This window comes from Peribacillus sp. QJM3NY_7, assembly GCF_056173225.1.
The window spans coordinates 3763076-3784298 of the sequence record NZ_CM149663.1; the positions used below are offsets into that span (position 1 = coordinate 3763076).

19 protein-coding genes are annotated in these 21223 nt (G+C 32.4%); 2 read left to right on the top strand and 17 right to left on the bottom strand.

Annotated elements, in window-relative coordinates:
* Positions 1-149 precede the first annotated feature (149 nt).
* From AC0VX1_RS18050 to AC0VX1_RS18125, 16 genes are all read right to left on the bottom strand, one after another.
* Positions 150-1610, bottom strand: a complete 1461-nt coding sequence (locus AC0VX1_RS18050) for a lipopolysaccharide biosynthesis protein (RefSeq protein WP_475468217.1) — start codon at positions 1608-1610, stop codon at positions 150-152.
* A gap of 119 nt (positions 1611-1729) precedes the next feature.
* Complete coding sequence (locus AC0VX1_RS18055; protein WP_475468219.1) at positions 1730-3067, bottom strand: hypothetical protein; 1338 nt, start codon at positions 3065-3067, stop codon at positions 1730-1732.
* A gap of 79 nt (positions 3068-3146) precedes the next feature.
* Positions 3147-4307, bottom strand: a complete 1161-nt coding sequence (locus AC0VX1_RS18060; RefSeq protein WP_475468220.1) for a glycosyltransferase family 4 protein — start codon at positions 4305-4307, stop codon at positions 3147-3149.
* Entirely contained in the window at positions 4288-5412 is a 1125-nt protein-coding gene (locus AC0VX1_RS18065) for a glycosyltransferase family 4 protein (RefSeq protein WP_475468222.1), read from the bottom strand. The genes AC0VX1_RS18060 and AC0VX1_RS18065 overlap by 20 nt, the downstream gene beginning before the upstream one ends.
* Positions 5413-5568: 156 nt before the next feature.
* On the bottom strand, positions 5569-6138 hold the full coding sequence (locus AC0VX1_RS18070) for a CatB-related O-acetyltransferase (RefSeq protein WP_475468224.1): 570 nt from the start codon (positions 6136-6138) through the stop codon (positions 5569-5571).
* Positions 6139-6397: 259 nt separating this feature from the next.
* Positions 6398-7717, bottom strand: coding sequence for a nucleotide sugar dehydrogenase (locus AC0VX1_RS18075; protein WP_475468225.1), 1320 nt, complete (start codon positions 7715-7717; stop codon positions 6398-6400).
* A 15-nt stretch (positions 7718-7732) separates the two neighbouring features.
* Positions 7733-8968, bottom strand: coding sequence for a glycosyltransferase family 4 protein (locus AC0VX1_RS18080; protein ID WP_475471822.1), 1236 nt, complete (start codon positions 8966-8968; stop codon positions 7733-7735).
* A gap of 236 nt (positions 8969-9204) precedes the next feature.
* Positions 9205-10395: an ATP-grasp domain-containing protein gene (locus tag AC0VX1_RS18085; RefSeq protein ID WP_475468227.1), complete on the bottom strand. Its 1191-nt coding sequence runs from the start codon at positions 10393-10395 to the stop codon at positions 9205-9207.
* Between the two features lie 28 nt (positions 10396-10423).
* The gene (locus AC0VX1_RS18090; RefSeq protein WP_475468229.1) at positions 10424-10939 is read right to left on the bottom strand and encodes a GNAT family N-acetyltransferase; all 516 of its coding nucleotides are present in this window, start codon (positions 10937-10939) and stop codon (positions 10424-10426) included.
* A gap of 49 nt (positions 10940-10988) precedes the next feature.
* Positions 10989-11603: a sugar transferase gene (locus tag AC0VX1_RS18095; protein WP_475468231.1), complete on the bottom strand. Its 615-nt coding sequence runs from the start codon at positions 11601-11603 to the stop codon at positions 10989-10991.
* On the bottom strand, positions 11604-12833 hold the full coding sequence (locus AC0VX1_RS18100; protein ID WP_475468233.1) for a DegT/DnrJ/EryC1/StrS family aminotransferase: 1230 nt from the start codon (positions 12831-12833) through the stop codon (positions 11604-11606).
* Positions 12834-12957: 124 nt separating this feature from the next.
* Positions 12958-13854 carry a UTP--glucose-1-phosphate uridylyltransferase GalU gene (galU, locus tag AC0VX1_RS18105; protein WP_475468234.1) on the bottom strand — a complete coding sequence of 299 codons (897 nt, stop codon included), beginning with the start codon at positions 13852-13854 and terminating at the stop codon, positions 12958-12960.
* A gap of 18 nt (positions 13855-13872) precedes the next feature.
* Positions 13873-15693, bottom strand: a complete 1821-nt coding sequence (locus tag AC0VX1_RS18110; RefSeq protein WP_475468236.1) for a polysaccharide biosynthesis protein — start codon at positions 15691-15693, stop codon at positions 13873-13875.
* Positions 15694-15995: 302 nt separating this feature from the next.
* Positions 15996-16760 carry a tyrosine-protein phosphatase gene (locus AC0VX1_RS18115; protein WP_475468238.1) on the bottom strand — a complete coding sequence of 255 codons (765 nt, stop codon included), beginning with the start codon at positions 16758-16760 and terminating at the stop codon, positions 15996-15998.
* A gap of 140 nt (positions 16761-16900) precedes the next feature.
* Entirely contained in the window at positions 16901-17554 is a 654-nt protein-coding gene (locus tag AC0VX1_RS18120; protein WP_475468240.1) for a CpsD/CapB family tyrosine-protein kinase, read from the bottom strand.
* A 62-nt stretch (positions 17555-17616) separates the two neighbouring features.
* Positions 17617-18297 (bottom strand): YveK family protein, encoded by a 681-nt coding sequence (locus tag AC0VX1_RS18125; protein WP_475468242.1) that lies wholly within the window; start codon positions 18295-18297, stop codon positions 17617-17619.
* A 475-nt stretch (positions 18298-18772) separates the two neighbouring features.
* Between AC0VX1_RS18125 and AC0VX1_RS18130 the strand changes: the two genes are divergently transcribed.
* Positions 18773-19072, top strand: coding sequence for a helix-turn-helix domain-containing protein (locus AC0VX1_RS18130; protein ID WP_475468244.1), 300 nt, complete (start codon positions 18773-18775; stop codon positions 19070-19072).
* A gap of 104 nt (positions 19073-19176) precedes the next feature.
* On the opposite strand, the gene AC0VX1_RS18135 is transcribed toward AC0VX1_RS18130, so the two are convergent.
* The gene (locus AC0VX1_RS18135) at positions 19177-19959 is read right to left on the bottom strand and encodes an SGNH/GDSL hydrolase family protein (RefSeq protein ID WP_475468246.1); all 783 of its coding nucleotides are present in this window, start codon (positions 19957-19959) and stop codon (positions 19177-19179) included.
* 811 nt (positions 19960-20770) lie between these two features.
* Between AC0VX1_RS18135 and AC0VX1_RS18140 the strand changes: the two genes are divergently transcribed.
* Positions 20771-20962: a hypothetical protein gene (locus tag AC0VX1_RS18140; RefSeq protein WP_095678497.1), complete on the top strand. Its 192-nt coding sequence runs from the start codon at positions 20771-20773 to the stop codon at positions 20960-20962.
* Positions 20963-21223: the final 261 nt, after the last annotated feature.

Here is a 21223-nt window from a genome sequence, read left to right on the forward strand (position 1 = left end):
AATTAGCCTTCCTTTGCTCTTGTAATTTTATATGTGTTTCAAAGTCATATATTTAAAACCTTTATTTCACAAATGATCCTACCTTCTTATCTTTAATAATATCTTATATCAGCTCTAAAGAACGCTCATTATAAAAGTAGGTACATTAATTAAATTTGTCTTGATTTAATCCTATTTTTATAATCTCGGATGTCCTTTCGTATAATTGGGAATAAACATAAAACGAAAAAGTACAAGAAAGCGCATAAACTTATTGTTATTATATTCCAAAATATTCCACTGTATAAATGTTGAAGTAGAAAAACAAAAATACCCATTATCATTACTGAAACTGCTGAAGGTATTAGATTCTTTAATGTTTTTACAATAGGAAATCCTATAGCAAATTTCATTACAATAAAATGGATTAATACAAAATAAAACTGGATTAATGATCTAGCATAAACCAGGGTCAAAAAACCAACTTTAGCACTAATAATTATAGTTGGAACCAAGACAATTAAATATAAAATTTGAGCTAAAAATGATAATTTAGGTCTACCCTTTGCTCTATATACTTCACTTGAAAAATTACAAAAAATTATCTTTACTGCACTTGTTAATGCCCAAAGACCAATTAACACACTAGCTTCTTCCCACTGATTGCCTAATAATACACTCGTAACTAAATCACTAAAGAGATATATTCCAACCCCAAAAGGAAATATAAAAATCGAAGCTATTCTCTGAAATTTATAAAACACCTGTTTAAAACTACTATTGTCATTTTGTAAACGAGATAGTGTTGCAAAAAAGACAGGTATAATAGAAGCAGTTATAAGACCCATAATTGAATTGACCATTGTTGTGGATGTCTTAAATAGTCCGAGAAAATGTTGATTTAAGTAATATCCTACAATAAATGCATCTACCCAAACTGTAAACCAAATAGATATTGCCTCTATAAAAGACCAAATACTAAAAGCTAACATCTTTTTTAAAAGACTAACATCAAAATATAATTTAGGTTTCCACTTAGACTTAACTGTCAATATAATTGCATTAGAAAGATACGTAAATATTGAGCCAATTATTAGAGCCCAATAACTAAGACCTAATAGAGCTAAAGGGATTGTCAATACTAGTGGAATTAAGATTGATACCATTCGAACGAAAAAAAGAGTTTCAAAGTCAAACTCTCTCTTGTAAAGTGCCATTTGAATACTAGAAAATGCTGTAATTGGTAACTGAATACATGCTATCATAATCAGATTCCCTAAACCTGGACTTCCTACTAATACTGAGATTGAATTAGAAAAAAAAGCTATAGTTCCAAACAAAAAAATAGAAATACTAAAATTTGTCCAAAACGCAACATTAGCACTTTTATACTTTTCATCTTCATCTTTAAATTCATGCTGTACAAGATATTTTTGGAATCCCGCATCAGTAAACATCTCAACAAAACTAATAATCATAGTTATTGTTGCTACTACACCAAAAGCTTCAGGTACAAGTATTCTGGCTAAAATCATATTGGCAATAGGCGCAACTAATTTAGCAGATACTTCTGTAATAGTTGACCATTTTGTTGCCTTCGCTACTTTTAGTTTAAATTCCTTTTCTTTCATCCAAATTTTCTCCCTTAAGAATTTATACTAATAGTACTCTCTAATTGAAGTAGATATATCTTTTAGTCTAGATTTAAAATCAACATATAATTTAGTAAACTTTAAATTAAGATAATAATTTAAGAGTTGTTTTTTATCGTAACAAAATTTAATTTATCCTTAACATTTAAATTAGTGTTTAAAATTATTGCTATAATAATCAAATAAAAAATCAGATTTTCTCTAAATATTAAATTAATAGCTGTTCCTCGTACCATTAGTATTATAAATGGTAAATGATTCACTAAATTACGTTTAACAGATAAATTACGTTTAGGGAAAATACTAATTATACAGAAAAGATATAGAATTGCCCCTATAACCCCAAGATAATAAATGGTCTCTATTATATAATTGTGGGATGCTATAGACCCATAGACTTCTGCACCGAGCCCCTTACCAAACAAAAAAACCTTAATATCAGAAAATATATAACCTACATAGCTCGTCCATATATCATAACGTCCAGTAGTAACACTAGATAAGGATGCATTAGCACTATCATTATTTAAGAATCTGCCTAACAATACATTAAGATATTCCTTATCTACAAAAATATATATCCCGACAATTACTATTCCGACAATAAATACTCCCTTTATTAAACCTCTAATACTCTGCTTTCCAAAGCTAGTCAGCACTAATAGTAACAATACTAAATAAATTACCAAGAACGACTTACTAAGAGACATTATTCCAAATACTGATAACATAATAATTAATATATAATCAAACGGTTTTGCAAGCCTACTTATTACCAATCCAAACCATCCAGCTAAAGCTATACTTAAGTCCATAGTATAAAAATTAGGGTTTGATTGTATACCAGAAAACCGTTCAAAATATTCACCAGGCTCTAATTTAAATCTCACATCTCGTATAAAAGAAGAAAGTCCGGTAATATAATCACTAAACAACCCTGCCACAGATGCCAAAATTAAACCCCAAGTAAAAAACAATAATATACTACGTAAATCTATTTTCTTGTCTTGGTTAAACACGAGTAACATCAACACAAAACCGGGGATAATATCACCCAAGCGAATTGTTCCATTTACTCCACCAAATATCAATACATAAGTAAAAAAAAGCAATAGTACAAAAACCTGTTTATAATTAAACCTCAAATCTACTTTTGTAAATAGTAATTTAACGATTGCTGCTATAATTAAAAAACTGAAGAAACTAAAGCTATTTGGATTGAGTTTAAATATAGGAGAAAAAGCTAATACGAAGAAAAGTATCCCAAGTAATTGTTTAAATGAACCCAAGAAAATAAAGATACAGGCCAACAAAAAAGCAATAATAGTAAAGAAAGGAATATTCACTCCAATTAGAACCAGGAACGCTATAATTGAACATTTTAAAATAATCGAACTATTTTTCGGCTCAACCCCAAGATGTGCAACATGTTTCATTATATCCTCCTACATATTTACTCATAAAACGTTTATACAAAGAAAATCACATTATAGTTGGTAGAGAATAAGTGTATAACTAACTCATTCTCTCCATAAAATTAATAATATTTTTTGCACGCTCACTTATACTTAGTTTTTCTGCTTTATTTATTGCACCGTCTGATAATTTTTCCCGTAGAGTCTTCTTATTTTTCAACAAATTAATAGCATTATAGATTGAAGTTTCATCAAACGGATCAACTCTTATCGAACAATTTTCATCTAATATATCATCGTTAAATGGTAAATTGGATGATATAATAGGTAAACCGCACGCCAATGCTTCTATAATTGCATTACAACAACCTTCCGCAATTGTTGGTAATACAAATACATCCGCTGCATTTAAGTATTTATAGACACTATCATGTGGGACTTTGCCCTTAAACAAAATATTGTTACATTGGGGTTCATTTAACCCTGAACCAATAAATATAGAATAAACATCTTGAAATTCATTCAATACATTAGATAGAACATTAATTCCTTTTCTTTCAATAAATTGTCCCAAAAAGGCAACAACAAACTTATCCTCACTAATATTAAGTTCCTTTCTTACAGAAGCCTTATCTTCCTTATAAAATTTACCAGAATCAATTGCATTTGGAAAAACATCAACAACTGAATTATTCTCAACTAATCCTGCATCTAGAAGTTCTCTCTTATTCTCACTAGACACAGATATTATGCCACTTAATTTTTTAATCTTATTTTTCAAAAAAGATTTTTTTACATTTTTATACCTATCAAGTGAACTCTCACCATATGCTAAAAATGAGGGAATATTCATGTCTTGGCCTATATCTGCAGCACATATTCCTGATGGAGATATAAAATGCCCATAAATGGCATCAACCGATATATTACGATTTTTCATCTCATGTAAAACACATCTTTTATAACTATTATAAGTAATTCTAGATGTATTTATATTCATGATTTTACTAGAAAAAGAAATAAACCTTGGTCTAAAAATTTTTATGGTATTACCTTTTCTTGTTTTTTTAGTACTTTCTATTGGCACATTTTCAACTCTTCTTACAATACGTTTTGTGATACTTACAGGTGATATTACAGTGCATTCAATCCCGTTATCCGCCAATTCACATACAAGTTGATCTACAAATGTATACTCTGGATTCTTTTCTGTAGGGTATTTTGCTGATATTATACAAATACTATTTATCTTTTTTTTCATGACAACTTACCTCTTCATAAATATCTATATATTTTTTAACTATTAAGTCCCAATTAAACTTATCACATAGTTCAATACAATTTAGTGACATAATTTCATAATTTTTGGATATATCAATTATCTTATCTGCAATCTCTTTTAGATTAAAACAATCCACACTATATCCTACTTTACCATCTTGGAATTGACCGTCAAACCCCTGATTTTTCGTGTAAATAACTGGTAATCCTTGACTCATTGCTTCTGCATATACCAAACCGAAAGTTTCATGTATGGAAGGCATAATAAAAATATCATTTGTACGGAATAAGTCAATTAGCTTTTCTTTAGGCTTAGGTGGTATAAACGAAACAAAGTCATATTTAGCCACTTTTTTATATTCCTTTTCGTCATCAATTTTCCCTACAACCGTTAAAGTTGTATTTATCCCCCTACTTTTCAACAAATTACAAACTTCTGCAGTAGTCGTAATGTTTTTGTTTGAATCTATTCGTCCTGCATATATAAGTTTAATAATATTAGAATTATTTTTTTTCCTTGACTCAAATTTATTCTTTAACCAGAATTCATCTATACCGTTAGGTACTATTACACTCTTTTCCTCAATATCTCTATGATATTTTTTAGGTATATAGTTATCTAATAATTCATTTTTATAAACTTTTGAAATAAAAATTATTTTACTTGCATTTTTTAAAATCTCTACCCCTGTATTTCTTAACAAAACCCTTTTCTTAAAAAAAGCATTAATATCTGTATTACGCACAGTTACTACATAAGGGATACTATATTTTTTTTGTAACTTATAAGCAACATAACCATCAGTGAACAGAGTATGCGCATGTACTAAATTATATGAATTAACATCCATATCCTTATTTAAATTAGTAAAAATTTTTTTTTGTTTATAGTAATAAAAATATCTATCATTTTTTTTAAAACACACTGGATGATAAACATAATCTTTAGAGGATATTACAAATTCCGTTTCTCCATGCGTAGGCATATATACATTGTTAGTTATATTTTTTTCATTTAAGCATTCAATTAATTTTTCATAAAGTGTGGTATATAAATAATTTGAGTTTATGTGTAATACTTTCATCTTTTAAATTCTCGTTTCATAATAATATTGTCTGAATCAGGATTTTAAAAACCACTAAAACTTGTTTTATATGCCCTTAGCCATAATTATATTAATAGCTTATAGTTAATCGTTGATAGAGTTAGTTAATTTAAGGTGTGAAACTATTATATACAACTATAGACGCATTTCAATAGATTTTATTACTTCTTTAGCTTTGGCAATGTCAAAGTTATACCATCCACTTTCTTGTATGGTTTTAATCATTTTATCATTAAAGCGGTATTTAATTACTTTAGCTGGTATGCCTACTGCAATTCCGTAATCAGGTACATCACTTGTAACGACCGCATTGGCGCCGATAACTGCACCATTACCAATCTTAACTCCTTGCATAATAACTACATTAGCACCACACCATACATCATTTCCTATTATTGTAGGTGTTGTACTTAGCGAATATCCTATTAACTCAGAACTAATCTTTTGGTAGGTTGTTATATATGACAAACTATGTTTTCCTTGTCCCATCTTAACTCCAGGACCAATAGAACAATAATTTCCGACTTTGGCATTATTAATCATTGTATAAGGTCCAAAGTAGTTGTACTTACCAATGGATGCACCTTCTACTATAAATACTCCTTTTGTGAATTTATTTCCTTTCCCATGAATATCTCCATAAATCCCTTTTTTACCTATAGTAATTCTGAAAATCCTAAATAATGCTTTCCTTATTAAACTCATAATATTCACCTTTCAATTACATAATCTACAATAAGCATATAAATACATTCCCAACCCTTGATTCATTGGATTTTCTAAGTGAAAATCATCAAGTTCTAGAATAGTTTGTCGAGATAAACAATATACAGAAGTACCCCTAATCCAAACTAAGCTCCCTTGCATTGGATAAAGAGTACTCCAGATATTTCTTTATAGATTAAGATTAATTCAACACACTTAATTTTCGATATTTATTAGATCATATGTAGTATTAAAAAAATTATAAACTCCAATAAACATACTCTCTTAATTCACATTCTCTTCGATTCATCAATCCTTTGATATCAATCAAAACCTTTTTATTGTCTTTATACACATTATCAAAGAAATCTAAATCATAGCTTTCTTTAAATTCATTATGATTAACAGCTAGTACTACACAGTTTAAATTTTTCAATTCCTCTTTATCAGCTAGATTTATTCTATAAGAATTCCATACATCTTCTTTATCTGCAACGGGATCATGAACTATAACATCTACACCAAATTCTTCAAGTTCTTTAATAATATCAATTATCTTAGTATTTCTAACATCAGAAACATTCTCTTTAAATGTTATTCCTAATAACGCCACTTTCGACCCTTTTATAGGTTGTTCTGCTTTAATTAAATTTTTAATAATATTATGTGCTACATATACACCCATATCATCATTGATTTTTCTACCAGAAAGAATTATCTGAGAATGATAACCAAGTTGTTCAGCTTTATAAGTGAAATAATATGGATCTACCCCTATACAATGCCCCCCAACTAAACCAGGAGCAAATTTAAGGAAGTTCCATTTTGTTCCCGCGGCTTCTAAAACGGCTTTTGTATCTATACCCATCCTGTTAAATACCATTGAAAGTTCATTCATAAAGGCAATATTGATATCTCTTTGAGAATTTTCTATTACCTTTGACGCTTCTGCTACCTTTATTGATTCAGCTCTATGAACACCCGCTTCAATAATTGACTCATAAATTTTAGCTATATTTTCAAGAGCAACTTCATCCGATCCAGATACTACCTTAGTGATTTTTGTCAGTGTGTTTATTTTGTCGCCTGGATTTATTCGTTCAGGGGAATAACCAACTTTAAAGTCTTTACCATATTCCAAACCTGATTCTTTCTCAAGTATAGGTATACAAACTTCTTCAGTAGTTCCAGGGTATACTGTAGATTCATAAACAACTATAGATCCTTTAGTAAGATTTCTCCCTACAGTTTTACTTGCTCCAATTACTGGAGTTAAATCAGGTGTTTTATCACTATTAATTGGAGTAGGTACCGCTACTACATGAAATTTACAATCTCTTAATTTCCCTTCTTCATTTGTAAAAATCATAGTAGTAGTTTTTAAAGCTTCATCCCCTACTTCGTCTGTTATATCAATACCAGATAAATATTTGTCTAATTTTCTAGTATTCACATCAAACCCTATAACATCAAATTTTTTTGCTAACTCAATAGCAAGGGGGAGTCCTACATATCCTAATCCAATTACAGATATTTTTTCCTTTTTTTCTACAATATTAGCATACAAATTAAAACTCATAATAATCTCCCTTTATTAGTTAATTTTTTTTGATATTGCCTGTAAGTGTCTTGATAGCTCTACGTAAACTTTTTCGGCATTAAATTTTGTTTCATATAATCTATAAGCATTTTCTGACATATCATTTAATAGATGTCTATCTAAAAAAAATCTTTCTACTATTAACGCTAGCTCATTTGAATCTTTATATTTCGCTCCACATTTATACTCAGAAACTAAATCTTCCATAACCCCCTCTACACCTAAGATAACTGGAAGTGATGCTGATAAATATTCTCCAAATTTATTTGGGGTATTACTAGTAAAATTTACACTGTTTCTATAAGGAGCAATACCAACTGATGAAGCAGATAATAATGATAAGATTTGTTCTTCTTCAATCCATCCTGGTAGCACAACATTCTCTGAATTACTAGACATCTTCTTAATATTATCAAGGGATTCCCCTACACCACAAAGGACAAACTTAATATTGCTATATCCATTGAGTTTTTTTGCTGCGTCAATTAATGGTTCTAAAATAAACTGCCGACCAAAATTGCCTAAGAAAACAACAATGAAATCTGTACTTTTTAGGCCAAACTTCGACCAATGTTTTTCGAAGTTTTTTAATTGTCCTGATAAATCACGTGGATTATATGATGTATAAAAAACATTATCGAATTCTCTTTTATTTATTTTCGCTATATTTAAACCATAGTCTAAAAACTGTGGAGTAACTCCAATCATTGCGGTAGATTTTTTAAGTATTTTCCTTAATTGGCTTTTACAAAACCATATATATGGTTTTATAATTATTTTCCCCCATTTTGGAACTACTTCATTAAAAATTTCAGGCCATAAATCTCTAATATCTATTACTACTGGAACGTTATTATGTTCTCCATATTCTATTACTGCTTTTGAAAACTCAAGGGGGGCCATTGTTGCTATAATTATATCTGGTTTTTCATAGGAATTTGTATTCGATGAAAATTTTCGTGATAATTCCCTATGATGAGATATTCTTTCAAATGATACATTTTTGCTATATCCTTTTGTTTTTAACAAGTGAATGGTAAAATTTTTTTCAACGCTTATATCTTTATCATTGTTGCATCTTTGTTCTTTTTTATAATGATGGAAGGATGAACTAAACCAGTGGACCTCATGCCCATTTTGATACAAAATCTCAGAAAGCATACCCATCCTTCTTAGTCTTACTTTACCTTCATCTGTTGGTAAAGGTTCACCGTCCGAAACTATCCACACATTCAAATTTTTACTTCCTTTCTTATATCAAATAAAACCTTTTATTTAAATGCAAGTAAATATTTAATATTAAATAAGGGTCTATACCAAACAACTGCTTTAATATGAAAAGCAGTTGCTCTGCTTTCCTTTTAGGCTAGTACATCAGTTTAATTAGCTGGTTTAAAAGAGCAATGTCGGAATATAAAAAGAACATATTCTATGTGTTGACCCTTATTTAATATAAATTATATTGATTATAAAACATTAACTTTTATGGAAGTTACAGCCTCTTTACAAACATTAATCGCTTCATTTGATGTGCTAGCTTGGGTAATAACATATCCAATCCTATCGATACTACTACCTATTTTTGTGATTCTATCACCAATACTTTTCGTTATCGTTACCTCTTTAACGCCATCTTTCTTAATTAAATCGGTTGGATAATCGATTGACTTTAATATTCCTTCTCCTGATTCCAAATATCTAATCGCTGCTCCCCTTTGGTGAATTTGGGGTAGCTTTACATCTTCTCCGAGAGCTAAGCGTAGAGAACATTCAACCATATCAATCCCCGTTGCCAAAGGTACTAGGTGTGTTGTTATATTATCTCCACCTAGTCTAGCACCCAGTTCAACAATTTTGGGACCATCAGAAGTAAAAATAATTTCTGTATGAGTTGGTCCGACATCAATTCCAATTGCATGTATCGCAGAAGTTGCTAATATTTTTATTTTATTTTGCATATCAACAGGAAGTTGGGACGGTATAGAATGCCCCATTTCAACAAAATGTGGGGCTCCAGTAGTGAGTTTATCTGTTATTGCTACAACATGAGTTATGCCATCAATAGTTAGTGTTTCTACGCTTACTTCAGGCCCCTCCATGTATTCTTCTACCAAGATTTCACCCGTTCTTGAATGTTGTTTAGCATACCAAAAAGCTTCATTTAAATTTTTGATATCCTTAACTAAAACGATTCCCCTACTACCTGAATTATCGGATGGTTTAACAATGAATTTTCCCTTAAAATTGCTCGTTACCTCAAGATATTGTTCTATACTTGAAACAATAAAAAAGTTAGGGATTGGGATATTCATTTCTTTAAGTCTTTTTCGCATTTTCCCTTTATCTGTAGCATTTATTGCAGTATCATATGAGATTGTTTTTAAGCCACACTTTTCTCCTATTGCAGCAACTGTTCTAATAGGCATATCGCTAGCCAAAGTCATAACAGCATCTAGTTTTAACTCCATTGCTTTTTTTACTGCATTCTCAACATCAATGGTACTTAAATGTATTTGTTTGTCTGAAATCTTAAAACCAGGGGCATTAGGATCCATATCCAGGGTAACTACATAAAGGCCCATCTCTTTAGCTTTAATGATTGCAGGTACTTGCAATATACCAGCACCAATTATCAAAATGTGTTTTTGCTCTAGCATGTTATCATTCTCCTAAAAAAAGAGGTTTTTACTTATCATTTAATATAGCCATTAGGATTTTATCATGATATTTTCCATCTTTAAAATGACTCTCTCTCATTATCCCTTCAGTTATAAATCCAACTTTTTCATATGCACTTATTGCCCTAGTATTATATGAAAATACGACTAGAGAAACTCTATGCAAGTTGAGTTCATCAAAAGCAAATCGAATTAAGGTTCTGACAGCATCAGTTCCAAGTCCTTTACCCCGCTGCAGTTCATCACCAATATAAGTATATAATTCTGCACTCCGATTAATTAAATCGCTGTTTTTTAGTCCAATAATACCAATTAAGCTTTCAGTAGTACTCTCTTGAATACCAAATATTTTATCGACCTTTTCATTGAGTTTATTCTCAAACCATTTTTCATGTTCGACATCCGAAACGGGATATAACGTTCCTGTTAAATATTTCAACTTAGGATTGTTTACCCACTTCAAAATCTGTTGTGAATCGTCTCTTTTAAGAGCTCGTATAATCACTTTTTCACCGATTACCAATACAATCACCTTCCTGACGGCAAAATTTATACGAAGAGGCTTTATAAAATCATTTATTATTTTGCAATTTTTTATTATTTTCTATATTAATATTTTTTCTTCTAATAACACTAATAATAGTAGCAAAGAATATTCTAATATCAACAATTAATGATATGTTATTTACGTATAAAATATCATTTTTAAATTTTTCTCTTTGTGTTATCGAGTTTCTATAATAAGCTTGATTGTAACCAGTTATACCCGGTCTTACATCTAACTTTTGAATTTCTTCCTTATTATAAAAACCTAATGCTTCAGGTAAGTCAGGTCTTGGACCTATAAAACTCATGTCTCCTATAAGTACATTTATAATTTGGGGTAATTCATCTATACTAGTTTTTCTTAAAAACTTCCCTATCTTAGTTAATCTAGGATCATCGTCTGAATTAAAAGTTGAACCATCCTCATTTCTCAAATCAGGAGCATTTGTTTTCATAGAACGAAATTTATACATCTTAAATACTTTTCCTTTCTTACCAAGTCGTGGTGCATTATAAAATATTGACCCCTTATCTTGAAAATATATGATTGGGCCTACAATAACTAAGATAATAAAGAAAACTAGGAAAACTATTAATGCGAGTATTATATCAAATACTCTTTTAAAAAAAATATTATACATTTAGTCACCCACCGTGATTTCACCAATTAGTTTTTTAAAATTTCCAACGACATACTCTACATCCTCATCACTCAACAATGTATGAAGTGGAAGTGTAATCTCATTCCTATACATATCAAAAGCGTTAGGAAATTCCTTAATATCAAAGCTTAAATTCTTGTACGCCGTCAACATAGGCAGTGGCTTATAATGGACATTACATGTAATACCAACCTCCGCCATTTGAACAATTATCTCATTTCTCTGTTGTTCCCCAATATCTGGTATCCTCGCTAAATAAAGATGACCTGATGAAGCAAAATCCTGACCATAATGCTGTAAACTTTGAATACCCATTGGTAAAAGTGCTTTATCATACATCTCAATAATCTCTTTACGTCTTTTCATCAGACCTTCATATCTATTTAACTGTATCAAACCAAACCCAGCCATAATATCGGTCATATTGCACTTGTAAGCGGGATAGACAATGTCATATTCCCATGCACCTTTTTGTGTTTTCGCAAATGCATCTTTAGATTGACCATGAAGACTGTATAGCATGAATTGCTTATAAAGCCACTCATCATCTAACCCAAGGTCATCACTCCAAACGACTGCACCACCTTCAGCAGTTGTCAGATTCTTTACTGCATGGAAAGAGTAGCAAGTAAAATCTGCAACTTGCCCACTTTTCCTACCTTTTCTCTCAGCTCCAAAAGCATGAGCAGCATCAGTCATTACAATTACTCTATTAAATAACTCTTGAATTTTATTATTAGCCTTAAATAATTCTCTTTTACTCTCCACTATTTCGTATATAGAATCGTAATCACACATCTTTCCTGCTATATCAACGGGAATAATCGCTTTTGTCTTCTCATTAATCGCATCAGCAAGTTTTGAATAATCCATTTCAAAGGAATCTGGCGCTGTATCAACCAGTACAATTTTTGCACCTACGTGATCAATAATAGAGGCAGATGCTGTATAAGTATATGCAGAAGTAATGACCTCATCTCCAGGGCCAATTCCTAAAATACGAAGAGTAAGCTCCATAGATGCTGTTGCGGAATTTAAACAAACCGCTTTTTTTGTCCCAACATATTCAGCTATTTTTTTTTCAAACTCTTTAGTTCTTGGTCCGGTAGTAATCCAACCTGACTTCATTGCTTTTATAACTTCTTCAATCTCAGCATCTGTTATATCTGGTGGAGAAAAAGGTATGTTTCTTACTTGTATATCAACCACTTTGATTTCCTCGCTTTTTTTCAAGTTTTGATTTTTTTTTTAGATTTTTTCTTATGTTAACCCAACTAGGAAAATAAAAAACGATACCCGAGTCAAAAGGACTGATAAATAGGTAACTTTATTCCTAAGCATTAATCTTTTCTGAAGAAAAATCCTTAACCATTTGTTCTAAAAACTCTACTAACTCATCCTTGATTTCTTCGTTCTGCAGAGCAAACTCTAATGTCGTTTTTACAAACCCTAATTTCTCCCCAACATCATATCGTTTTCCTTCAAAATCATAAGCAAAAACTTGTTGTATCTGGTTTAACTTTTGTATCGCATCCGTTAACTGAATTTCTCCTCCTGCACCAGCTTCCTGCTGATCAAGAAAACTAAAGATTTCAGGAGTAAGGATATAACGTCCCATTATTGCTAAATTAGAAGGAGCTGTTCCTAATGCAGGTTTTTCTACAAAGTTTTCAACTTGGTAAAGTCGGCCATCTTGAAAAGAAGGATCTATTATTCCATAGCGATTTGTTTCTTCATTAGGTACATTTTGAACTCCAATTATAGAATTATTATTTGTTTCTTCATACTGATTAATAAGCTGCTTTAAGCATGGAGTATCACTCTGTACAATATCATCACCTAAAAGTACAGCGAAAGGCTCATCCCCAATAAATTTACGTGCACACCAAACAGCGTGACCTAATCCTTTGGGCTCCTTTTGTCTAATGTAATGGATATTAGCAAGGTTAGTAGAGTACTGTACCTTATCGAGCAATTCTGACTTTCCTTTATCCATTAGATTTTGTTCAAGTTCAGGAGCGAAATCAAAATGATCTTCAATCGCACGTTTGCCTTTTCCAGTAACAATTATTATATCTTCTATTCCAGATGCAACAGCCTCTTCAACTATGTACTGAATAGTAGGTTTATCAACAATTGGCAGCATCTCCTTTGGCATAGCTTTTGTTGCAGGCAAAAAACGAGTACCCAATCCTGCTGCAGGAATGATTGCTTTTGTGATTTTTTTCACTTATTAGTCCTCCTAATGCTATTTCACTACCGAGAAATCTTTGTTCTTTCTTCGATTTGCTAGATCTATCACGAATTCTTTAAGTTCTGTTATGGAAAAATCATCATAGGAGTTTAATAGATGCTGTATTTCCTCTTCCTGTTCCAGTACCGCTTTTCCTATAAAGATTTTAGGGAACACAGCTTCACTATGAACCTCTTTCTCCCCTAATAGTTCTTCATACATTTTCTCACCGGGACGGATCCCTGAGAATTCAATTCCAATTTCATCAATGGAATAACCTGATAGCTGAATAAGATTTGTCGCTAAATCTACGATCTTGACTGGTTCACCCATATCAAGTACGAAGATTTCTCCACCACGCGCTAAAGAACTTGCTTGAACAACCAACCTAGATGCTTCGGGTATAGTCATAAAATACCTTGTCATATCTGGATGGGTGACCGTTACTGGTCCACCTGCCTGGATTTGTCTTTTAAATAAAGGAATAACACTCCCTCTGCTGCCTAAAACATTTCCGAAGCGAACGGCAACAAATTTTGTTGTGCTATGTTTAGCTAACTGCTGTATGATCATTTCAGCAATCCGCTTGGTCGATCCCATGACGTTTGTTGGGTTAACGGCTTTATCGGATGAGATCATCACAAATGCACCTACACCAAAAGTATCTGCAGCTTCTGCAACATTCTTTGTACCAAAAACATTATTCTTTACAGCCTCACGAGGATTGTATTCCATAAGTGGAACATGCTTGTGTGCAGCCGCATGGTAAACAACATCAGGTCGATGGGTGTCCATCACTTCAAAAATTCTTTCTCGGTCCTGAATATCTGCGATGACAGGTATGATCTCAATTTGATCTGCATATAGCTTTTTCAGTTCCATGTCAATCTGATAAATACTATTTTCCCCATGTCCTAGTATTATAAGAGTTCCCGGAGAGAATCTGCATATCTGTCGGCAAATCTCTGAACCAATAGATCCTCCAGCTCCAGTAACTAGTATGGTCTTGCCAGTTACATATTCAGAAATACTATTAATATCTAATTCGACTGGTTCTCTTCCCAATAAATCCTCTACTTCCACTTCTTTAAACTGATTAACCGCTACTTTCCCTAACATAATATCTTCAATCATCGGCATGATTTGTGTTTTTGCATTCGTTTTCACACATTCATCAAAAATGACCTTCAATTCTTTCTTACTTAATGAGGGAATAGCAATAACAATATTATCTATATGATATTTTTCAACCATTTCAGGGATATGTGTTGAATTACCCACAACGGGTATTCCTAAAATGTCTAGCTTATCCTTTTTTGGATCATCATCTATGAATGCCACTGGTTTAAGTTCCGTATCATGATTATTAAGAAGTTGACGTACAACCATGGTTCCAGCAGATCCCGCCCCAATTACCAATGTGTTTCTGGTTTCCTTTTGATTATGTATCAAACGGTCACGCAGCATTCTCCACGAAAAGCGGGAACCACCAATAAGGATGACATGCATCATCCACGTCAATGCCATGGCCCTTACGTAAACATCTTGAAAAACCATTAACTGGATGGCGATAACTGTAATAACCGATAGGCTTACGGCTTTAACAATGGACAGTAACTCTCCAATACTCGCATATTCCCAGGCCTTCTTATACAGTTTATAAATAGAAGCAAAAAAATGATGGCTTATTAATAGAGAGACTGATGTAACTAAGAGTGTTGGTAATTTAAATATTTCCAAATAGGGATACAAGAATAAATAACTTACATAAATGGCCGATAATACTATTAATGAGTCTAATAAGGCCAGAAGTGTTAATCGTTTTCGGTAGGCCAACCACATTTCCCCCTTTAATATTGTTTGATTTACTCTCTATTAAATACAGTTTTTACGAATTGTATTTTATTTCACATGATTTTCATTTTTATATAAAAATGAAATATACTGTGTAAGTTTCTTTTTGTTTGCCTTTTTTATGTCCTTATGACCTTAGGGTTATTTGTCGTTGAACGGGTTACTAATCTGTATGAAGGTAATTTACCAATCTATAATTTACATCCAGTAGATATATAACGTAGGAAACATACATGATGGCAAAATTTTTTATACTATGTAACTTTTCCTAATAATCTATCTTTCTAAAATATTCCCAAAATTCTCTTTTTGAATGGCACTGGTTTTTCAACAGCAAGGCATTGGTCCTTTAATAACTGTTCAGCGTTTTCTTTGAAATAAAATGTACGTTGTATTCCGTATGCCTTTGTGATGGTTTCATAGGCTTGTTGTAACGTGAACCCTCTAGAGCCTATATTATGAGCATCTGTTGCAATAAAATGGGCCAGATTATGTTCGATTATCTTCTTTGAAAAAGATTGAATACTTTTACCGAAGTTCCCAATGATACTGCCTGAGGTAAGTTGGGTTAACGCACCTTCCTGGACCAATTCAAATAGTAGTTTATGATTTTCAATCAATTCCTTATTTCTCTCCGGATGCACGACAATCGGTGTGATTCCTTTAAGCAGCAGTTCATATATCACTTCTTGTGTGTATGTAGGAACCCTTCCCGACGGAAGCTCTAGTAGCAAATACCTTCCGTTATCGTCTAGCGTTAGGATTTCTTCCTTTTCAAGTGAAGTAAATATTTCCCGGTGTATTCTTACTTCTTGTCCGTGATGAATGGTAAGGGGAATATTTTCTAGTTGAAAACTCTCATTTAACCTCACTACGCGGTCAATTATGTCATTCTTAACATTTACATATTTCTCATTTAAGTGATGAGGCGTGGCAAAGATATGAGTGATTCCTGCTTCTGCCGCTTTTCTTGCCATATTCAAGCTTTCCTTGATGTCCGCGGCTCCATCATCCACTCCTGGGAGAATGTGACAATGTATGTCGATCAAATTTCATACACTTCCTTTATAAAATAAATAGGAAAAAGGCCCCAACTTCCAAAAAAATAGGAATTAATACCCTGACTAATGGTAGCATACAAAACTGCCATTAAACAGGGTGTTATTTTGTCGAAAATTGTTTTATTTCATTAAGATTGATAGTAATAATAATTGCTGTTATCCGCTTCAACGCCATTCAAAACGACTCCAAGTAAGGATGTGTTAGCTTTCACTAACAGCTCCTTTGCTTTCACTGCACTTTGTTTGTTTGTCTTGCCGCTAGCCACTACCATGATCACGCCATCACATTTATTGGCTACAATTTGGGAATCCGGCACTACCAGAACCGGTGGTGTATCAAAAATGATATAATCATACATTCCTTTTAGTTCATCAATTGCTGTTTCTATCGCTTTGGAATTTAATAACTCTGAAGGATTAGGTGGTATCGGCCCACTTGTTAAAATTTCTAAATTTGAAACATTTGAATTCAAGATAGTTTTTCTTAAGTCCATTTTCTTTGTCAATACGCTAGTAAGTCCATGTATATTACTTAGGTTAAAAGCATAATGAACCGATGGTTTCCTTAAGTCCGCATCCACAAGTAATACTTTTTTCTCTTCTTGAGCAAGCACAATCGCTAGATTGGCAGCTGTAGTCGATTTCCCATCATTAGGCTCCGATGAAGTAACCACAATCGTTTTGATTTCTTTATCTACTGATGAGAATTGTATGTTTGTCCTAATTAATCGATATTGTTCAGTAATAGGCGATTTAGGATTAGTCTGCGCAATTAAATTCATTTGTTTTTCATCTTTACTTCTCAAAAATCCCACTTCCTTTCTTGATGTCACTGAATGGTTCTTTATTTATGTTGCGATATTTTTTGAATAGATCCAAGTAATGGCAAGTCAAGGAGTCTCTCGATATCATCCTCGTCCTTAATCGTATTGTCCAAATACTCTAGTAGGAATGCCAAGCCTATTCCAGCCATCAATCCCACTACAACTGCAATAGCGATATTCAATAATGGATTAGGTTTTACAGGAGTAGGATTTTCCTTTATTTCTGCCTTAGCAAGTATGCTAACATTGTCGACTTTCATAATATCTTTGATTTCCTTTTGAAAAATTGAAGAAACCGTATTGGCAATCTCTACTGCCTTGGCCGGATTACTATCTTGAACCGTTAATGAGAAGACTTGCGAATTTTCTTGGCTGTTAATCGTAATTTTTTGACTAAGTTGATCTACGCTTTGGTCTAGTTTAAGTTCATCAATGACCTTCTCCAAAATGGCAGGGCTCTTTATGATCACACTGTATGTATTGATCATGTCGATATTGGAACGTATTTGAGTCGAGTCCAATTGGTTCTCCGATTGTTTCTGATTAACGAGAATCTGTGTTGAAGATTGGTAAACGGGTGTTAATAAGAAATAAGAAATTGTTCCACTAATCAAAGCGGCAATTAATGTCAGCAGCATGATTAGCTTCCAACGTTTCTTTAATGTTTTAAAAATATCTTTAATACTAATAGTTTCTTCCATTTCATCCTCCTGATATGTTAAAAATGACCTATTGCATTATACCATAATATTACCTATATTTATGTATTTTCAAGGAAATTTTCATAAAACTTACAATGAATGAATACTTTTCAAATCCCTTAGTAATATTACAAAAAAGAAAACGGTAATACAAATGAAATAATTGTCATTTTTGAAATATTGCATTTATCACATCTAAATAACTCATTTTCCAGAATATTTGCGCCTGAATTTTATTAAACCTAAGTATACACTTAATACCATATTTTGTTAGGACTGCGTGTAATTTAACAACATTTACCATAATGAAAACCTAACTAAATGCCTACCAACACAGGAAAATTCGTTTATATATATAATTGTGTCAAGTATTTTAGTGCCTAGTTATCATTAAAAATGAAAGGGAAATGTGTAAACTGAAAGTGATAGTTTAAATCAGTATGTAATTTTATATTAATGGTTAGGTGTGGTCACAATGATAGGTTACCGAGTTAAGTTGCTTAGGGAAGAAAGGAAAATGTCAATTACTGAACTCTCCGCAAAATCCGGCGTTGCCAAATCCTATATAAGCTCACTTGAAAGAAACCTTCAAACAAACCCTACTATTTTAGTTTTGGAAAAGATCGCTAAAATCCTTTGTATTAAAGTGGATGCTCTGTTGAATGAACAAGTAGACAAGGTCATGGATGAAGAGTGGATGGAAATCATGCAGGATGTTATGGGTTCAGGTATATCGAAAAAGGAAATGCGCGAATTTATTCAAGGTAGAAAGTGATGTCTTTAAGGCTTGAGAAATTATGATACCGCTTTCTTTTAGTGCAATGAATAAAATTAAAGGGGGAAATGTGGATATAGCCACGTTTCCCCCTTTTATATATACTACTTTAACTTAAAATATTCCTGCATCACCTCGAACCATATGTAATGCCCTTGATCATTGGGATGGATATTATCATTCGTCAGTATATCAGCCAATCTCATATTCTTTTCCTTTAGCTTCTTTTCTATTCCTTCTTTGCTATTCATATAAGTCCATTTATTCGTATTGATGACCTGTTCGGAAGCATGAATATAATCTAAATAATTCAGACCTAAACTATTCTCCGTTTTACCATTGGCGACTGGGCTTGGTGAAATGATAAGAATCTTTGCATTAGGTAGCTCTTTCTGTAACATTGTCATGATGCTTTCCAAATCTTTTTTTGTCTGTTCCAAGCTTAATGATTGATAATGATTATTTATCAGCGAATTTTCAAAAATAATCAGATCGGGATCATCTTGTATGACCGCTTGAATTTTCTTACCTTCCAGCAAATCCTCTGTTGAATCCCCCTCATGTCCATGGTTAATGAGACTTAGTGTTTCCAGTTCATCACAATCAGCGCGCAAACTCTTCTCTAAACGCCCTGCCCAACTATTGGAAGTCTTACTAGCACCGGTTCCGGAAGTACCATTACTCCCCATTAAGGAAACAATAACCTTATCTTGCGTTAGCGATTTATGCAGGTAATCTATTAGCGCCTGCTGTTTATTATTTTCCGGATTTAAACTTTGGATTAATGCTTCCCTTTCTTCTTTTTCCTCTTCTTTCACTTTTGCTGCAGCTTCTCTAGCCTCTGCCCCTGCTACCTGACTTATGTTTTTTCCAATGCAGATGGCCAAAAACCAGCACTGCTAAGCAAATTCCTGCGATGATGATTAAACCATATTTCTTCATCTTTACCTCCCATATTGGAACATTAGTGACTGACATGGAAGTCTAAAATAGAGTAAAACTCTTATTTGAGTACTTACCTATCTCTTTTTCACTTTTTTCGGTTATTTTTCTCTCATTAATTATAACTATCAAATTTTTTACGATAAAGAAAATTCTCCCAATTTATTCCAACAACACTCGACATTGTTATGGTACCGTCTTCGCCTTTTAGAGGTATTTAATTATCAGGAGGGATACCTAGCAATTACTCATATTGGATAGCTGTACCTAATTAAGTTGCTGCAAAATAGTTATTTCATGATTAAGCCGACTGATTCAACTTTTCTGCTTAATGTTAAGGATTACATTGTAAAGTAATTGCTTAAATTGCCTCGTCTAAAAAGAAAACGTTCTCATTTATAATTATCACAAGAAAACTAAGCCGAGAGGTGTATTATGGTAAGGAATAATGAAGGGAATTTTTTTAAAGGACTTTTGTTTGGTACATCTTTGAGCATACCGTTATGGATTTCTTTTATTGGTTGGCTAAAATTGATCATTAATAGTTTATTTTAGGGCCCTAGGGCTCTTTTTATTTTGCTTTGGTAGAGACGAACTCTGCGAGCATGGAAACCTAATACTAAAAACGAATCCCCTTCAATTTTTTAACCCCATGTAAACTATGTTATGGTTTTATTTGTTTTAAGTAATGTTATTGTATTTCCTGTTTCCTTCTCTCTTTTTCGTTGTATGATAGAAAAAAAAGGAGTTTTGGGAATGATTATTCTGCAGTATATTGGAAAAGTTTTTTCATTCATGCATAAGGATATACCGGAAACTCATATTAAATGCCATGTTTGTGCAGGTACAGGTGCTTACGATATTTATACAGATTGTCTTACCTGTAATGCAAAGGGATTGATCAGTAAAGTAGAGTATAATAGGAGGCTTGAAGAGGGTGAAATTTAATGAATTTCATGAAGTCGATATATGTAATCCAAGAAGCAATATTGGCTATTGCTTCTTTTTTTGTCCCCAAAACAGTACGGTTTCCCCCTTCATTAAAGGATATTTAATATCAGGGAGATACATATGATTAAATTAATACATGTTTTATATTCTGCTAAATCTTAATAGTCCCAAAAAGACTTTCCATCGACGCATTATCCAAACAGTTTCCCTTGCTGGTCATGGATTTGGTTAGCCAAAGTTCCTTCACTTTGTTTTTGA

Bases quoted from the DNA above. Each gene is read 5' to 3' on its own strand.
- AC0VX1_RS18050 (WP_475468217.1), bottom strand. From the start codon at position 1,610: ATGAAAGAAAAGGAATTTAAACTAAAAGTAGCGAAGGCAACAAAATGG.
- AC0VX1_RS18055 (WP_475468219.1), bottom strand. From the start codon at position 3,067: ATGAAACATGTTGCACATCTTGGGGTTGAGCCGAAAAATAGTTCGATT.
- AC0VX1_RS18060 (WP_475468220.1), bottom strand. From the start codon at position 4,307: ATGAAAAAAAAGATAAATAGTATTTGTATAATATCAGCAAAATACCCT.
- AC0VX1_RS18065 (WP_475468222.1), bottom strand. From the start codon at position 5,412: ATGAAAGTATTACACATAAACTCAAATTATTTATATACCACACTTTAT.
- AC0VX1_RS18070 (WP_475468224.1), bottom strand. From the start codon at position 6,138: ATGAGTTTAATAAGGAAAGCATTATTTAGGATTTTCAGAATTACTATA.
- AC0VX1_RS18075 (WP_475468225.1), bottom strand. From the start codon at position 7,717: ATGAGTTTTAATTTGTATGCTAATATTGTAGAAAAAAAGGAAAAAATA.
- AC0VX1_RS18085 (WP_475468227.1), bottom strand. From the start codon at position 10,395: ATGCTAGAGCAAAAACACATTTTGATAATTGGTGCTGGTATATTGCAA.
- AC0VX1_RS18095 (WP_475468231.1), bottom strand. From the start codon at position 11,603: ATGTATAATATTTTTTTTAAAAGAGTATTTGATATAATACTCGCATTA.
- AC0VX1_RS18120 (WP_475468240.1), bottom strand. From the start codon at position 17,554: ATGAATTTAATTGCGCAGACTAATCCTAAATCGCCTATTACTGAACAA.
- AC0VX1_RS18125 (WP_475468242.1), bottom strand. From the start codon at position 18,297: ATGGAAGAAACTATTAGTATTAAAGATATTTTTAAAACATTAAAGAAA.
- AC0VX1_RS18130 (WP_475468244.1), top strand. From the start codon at position 18,773: ATGATAGGTTACCGAGTTAAGTTGCTTAGGGAAGAAAGGAAAATGTCA.
- AC0VX1_RS18140 (WP_095678497.1), top strand. From the start codon at position 20,771: ATGATTATTCTGCAGTATATTGGAAAAGTTTTTTCATTCATGCATAAG.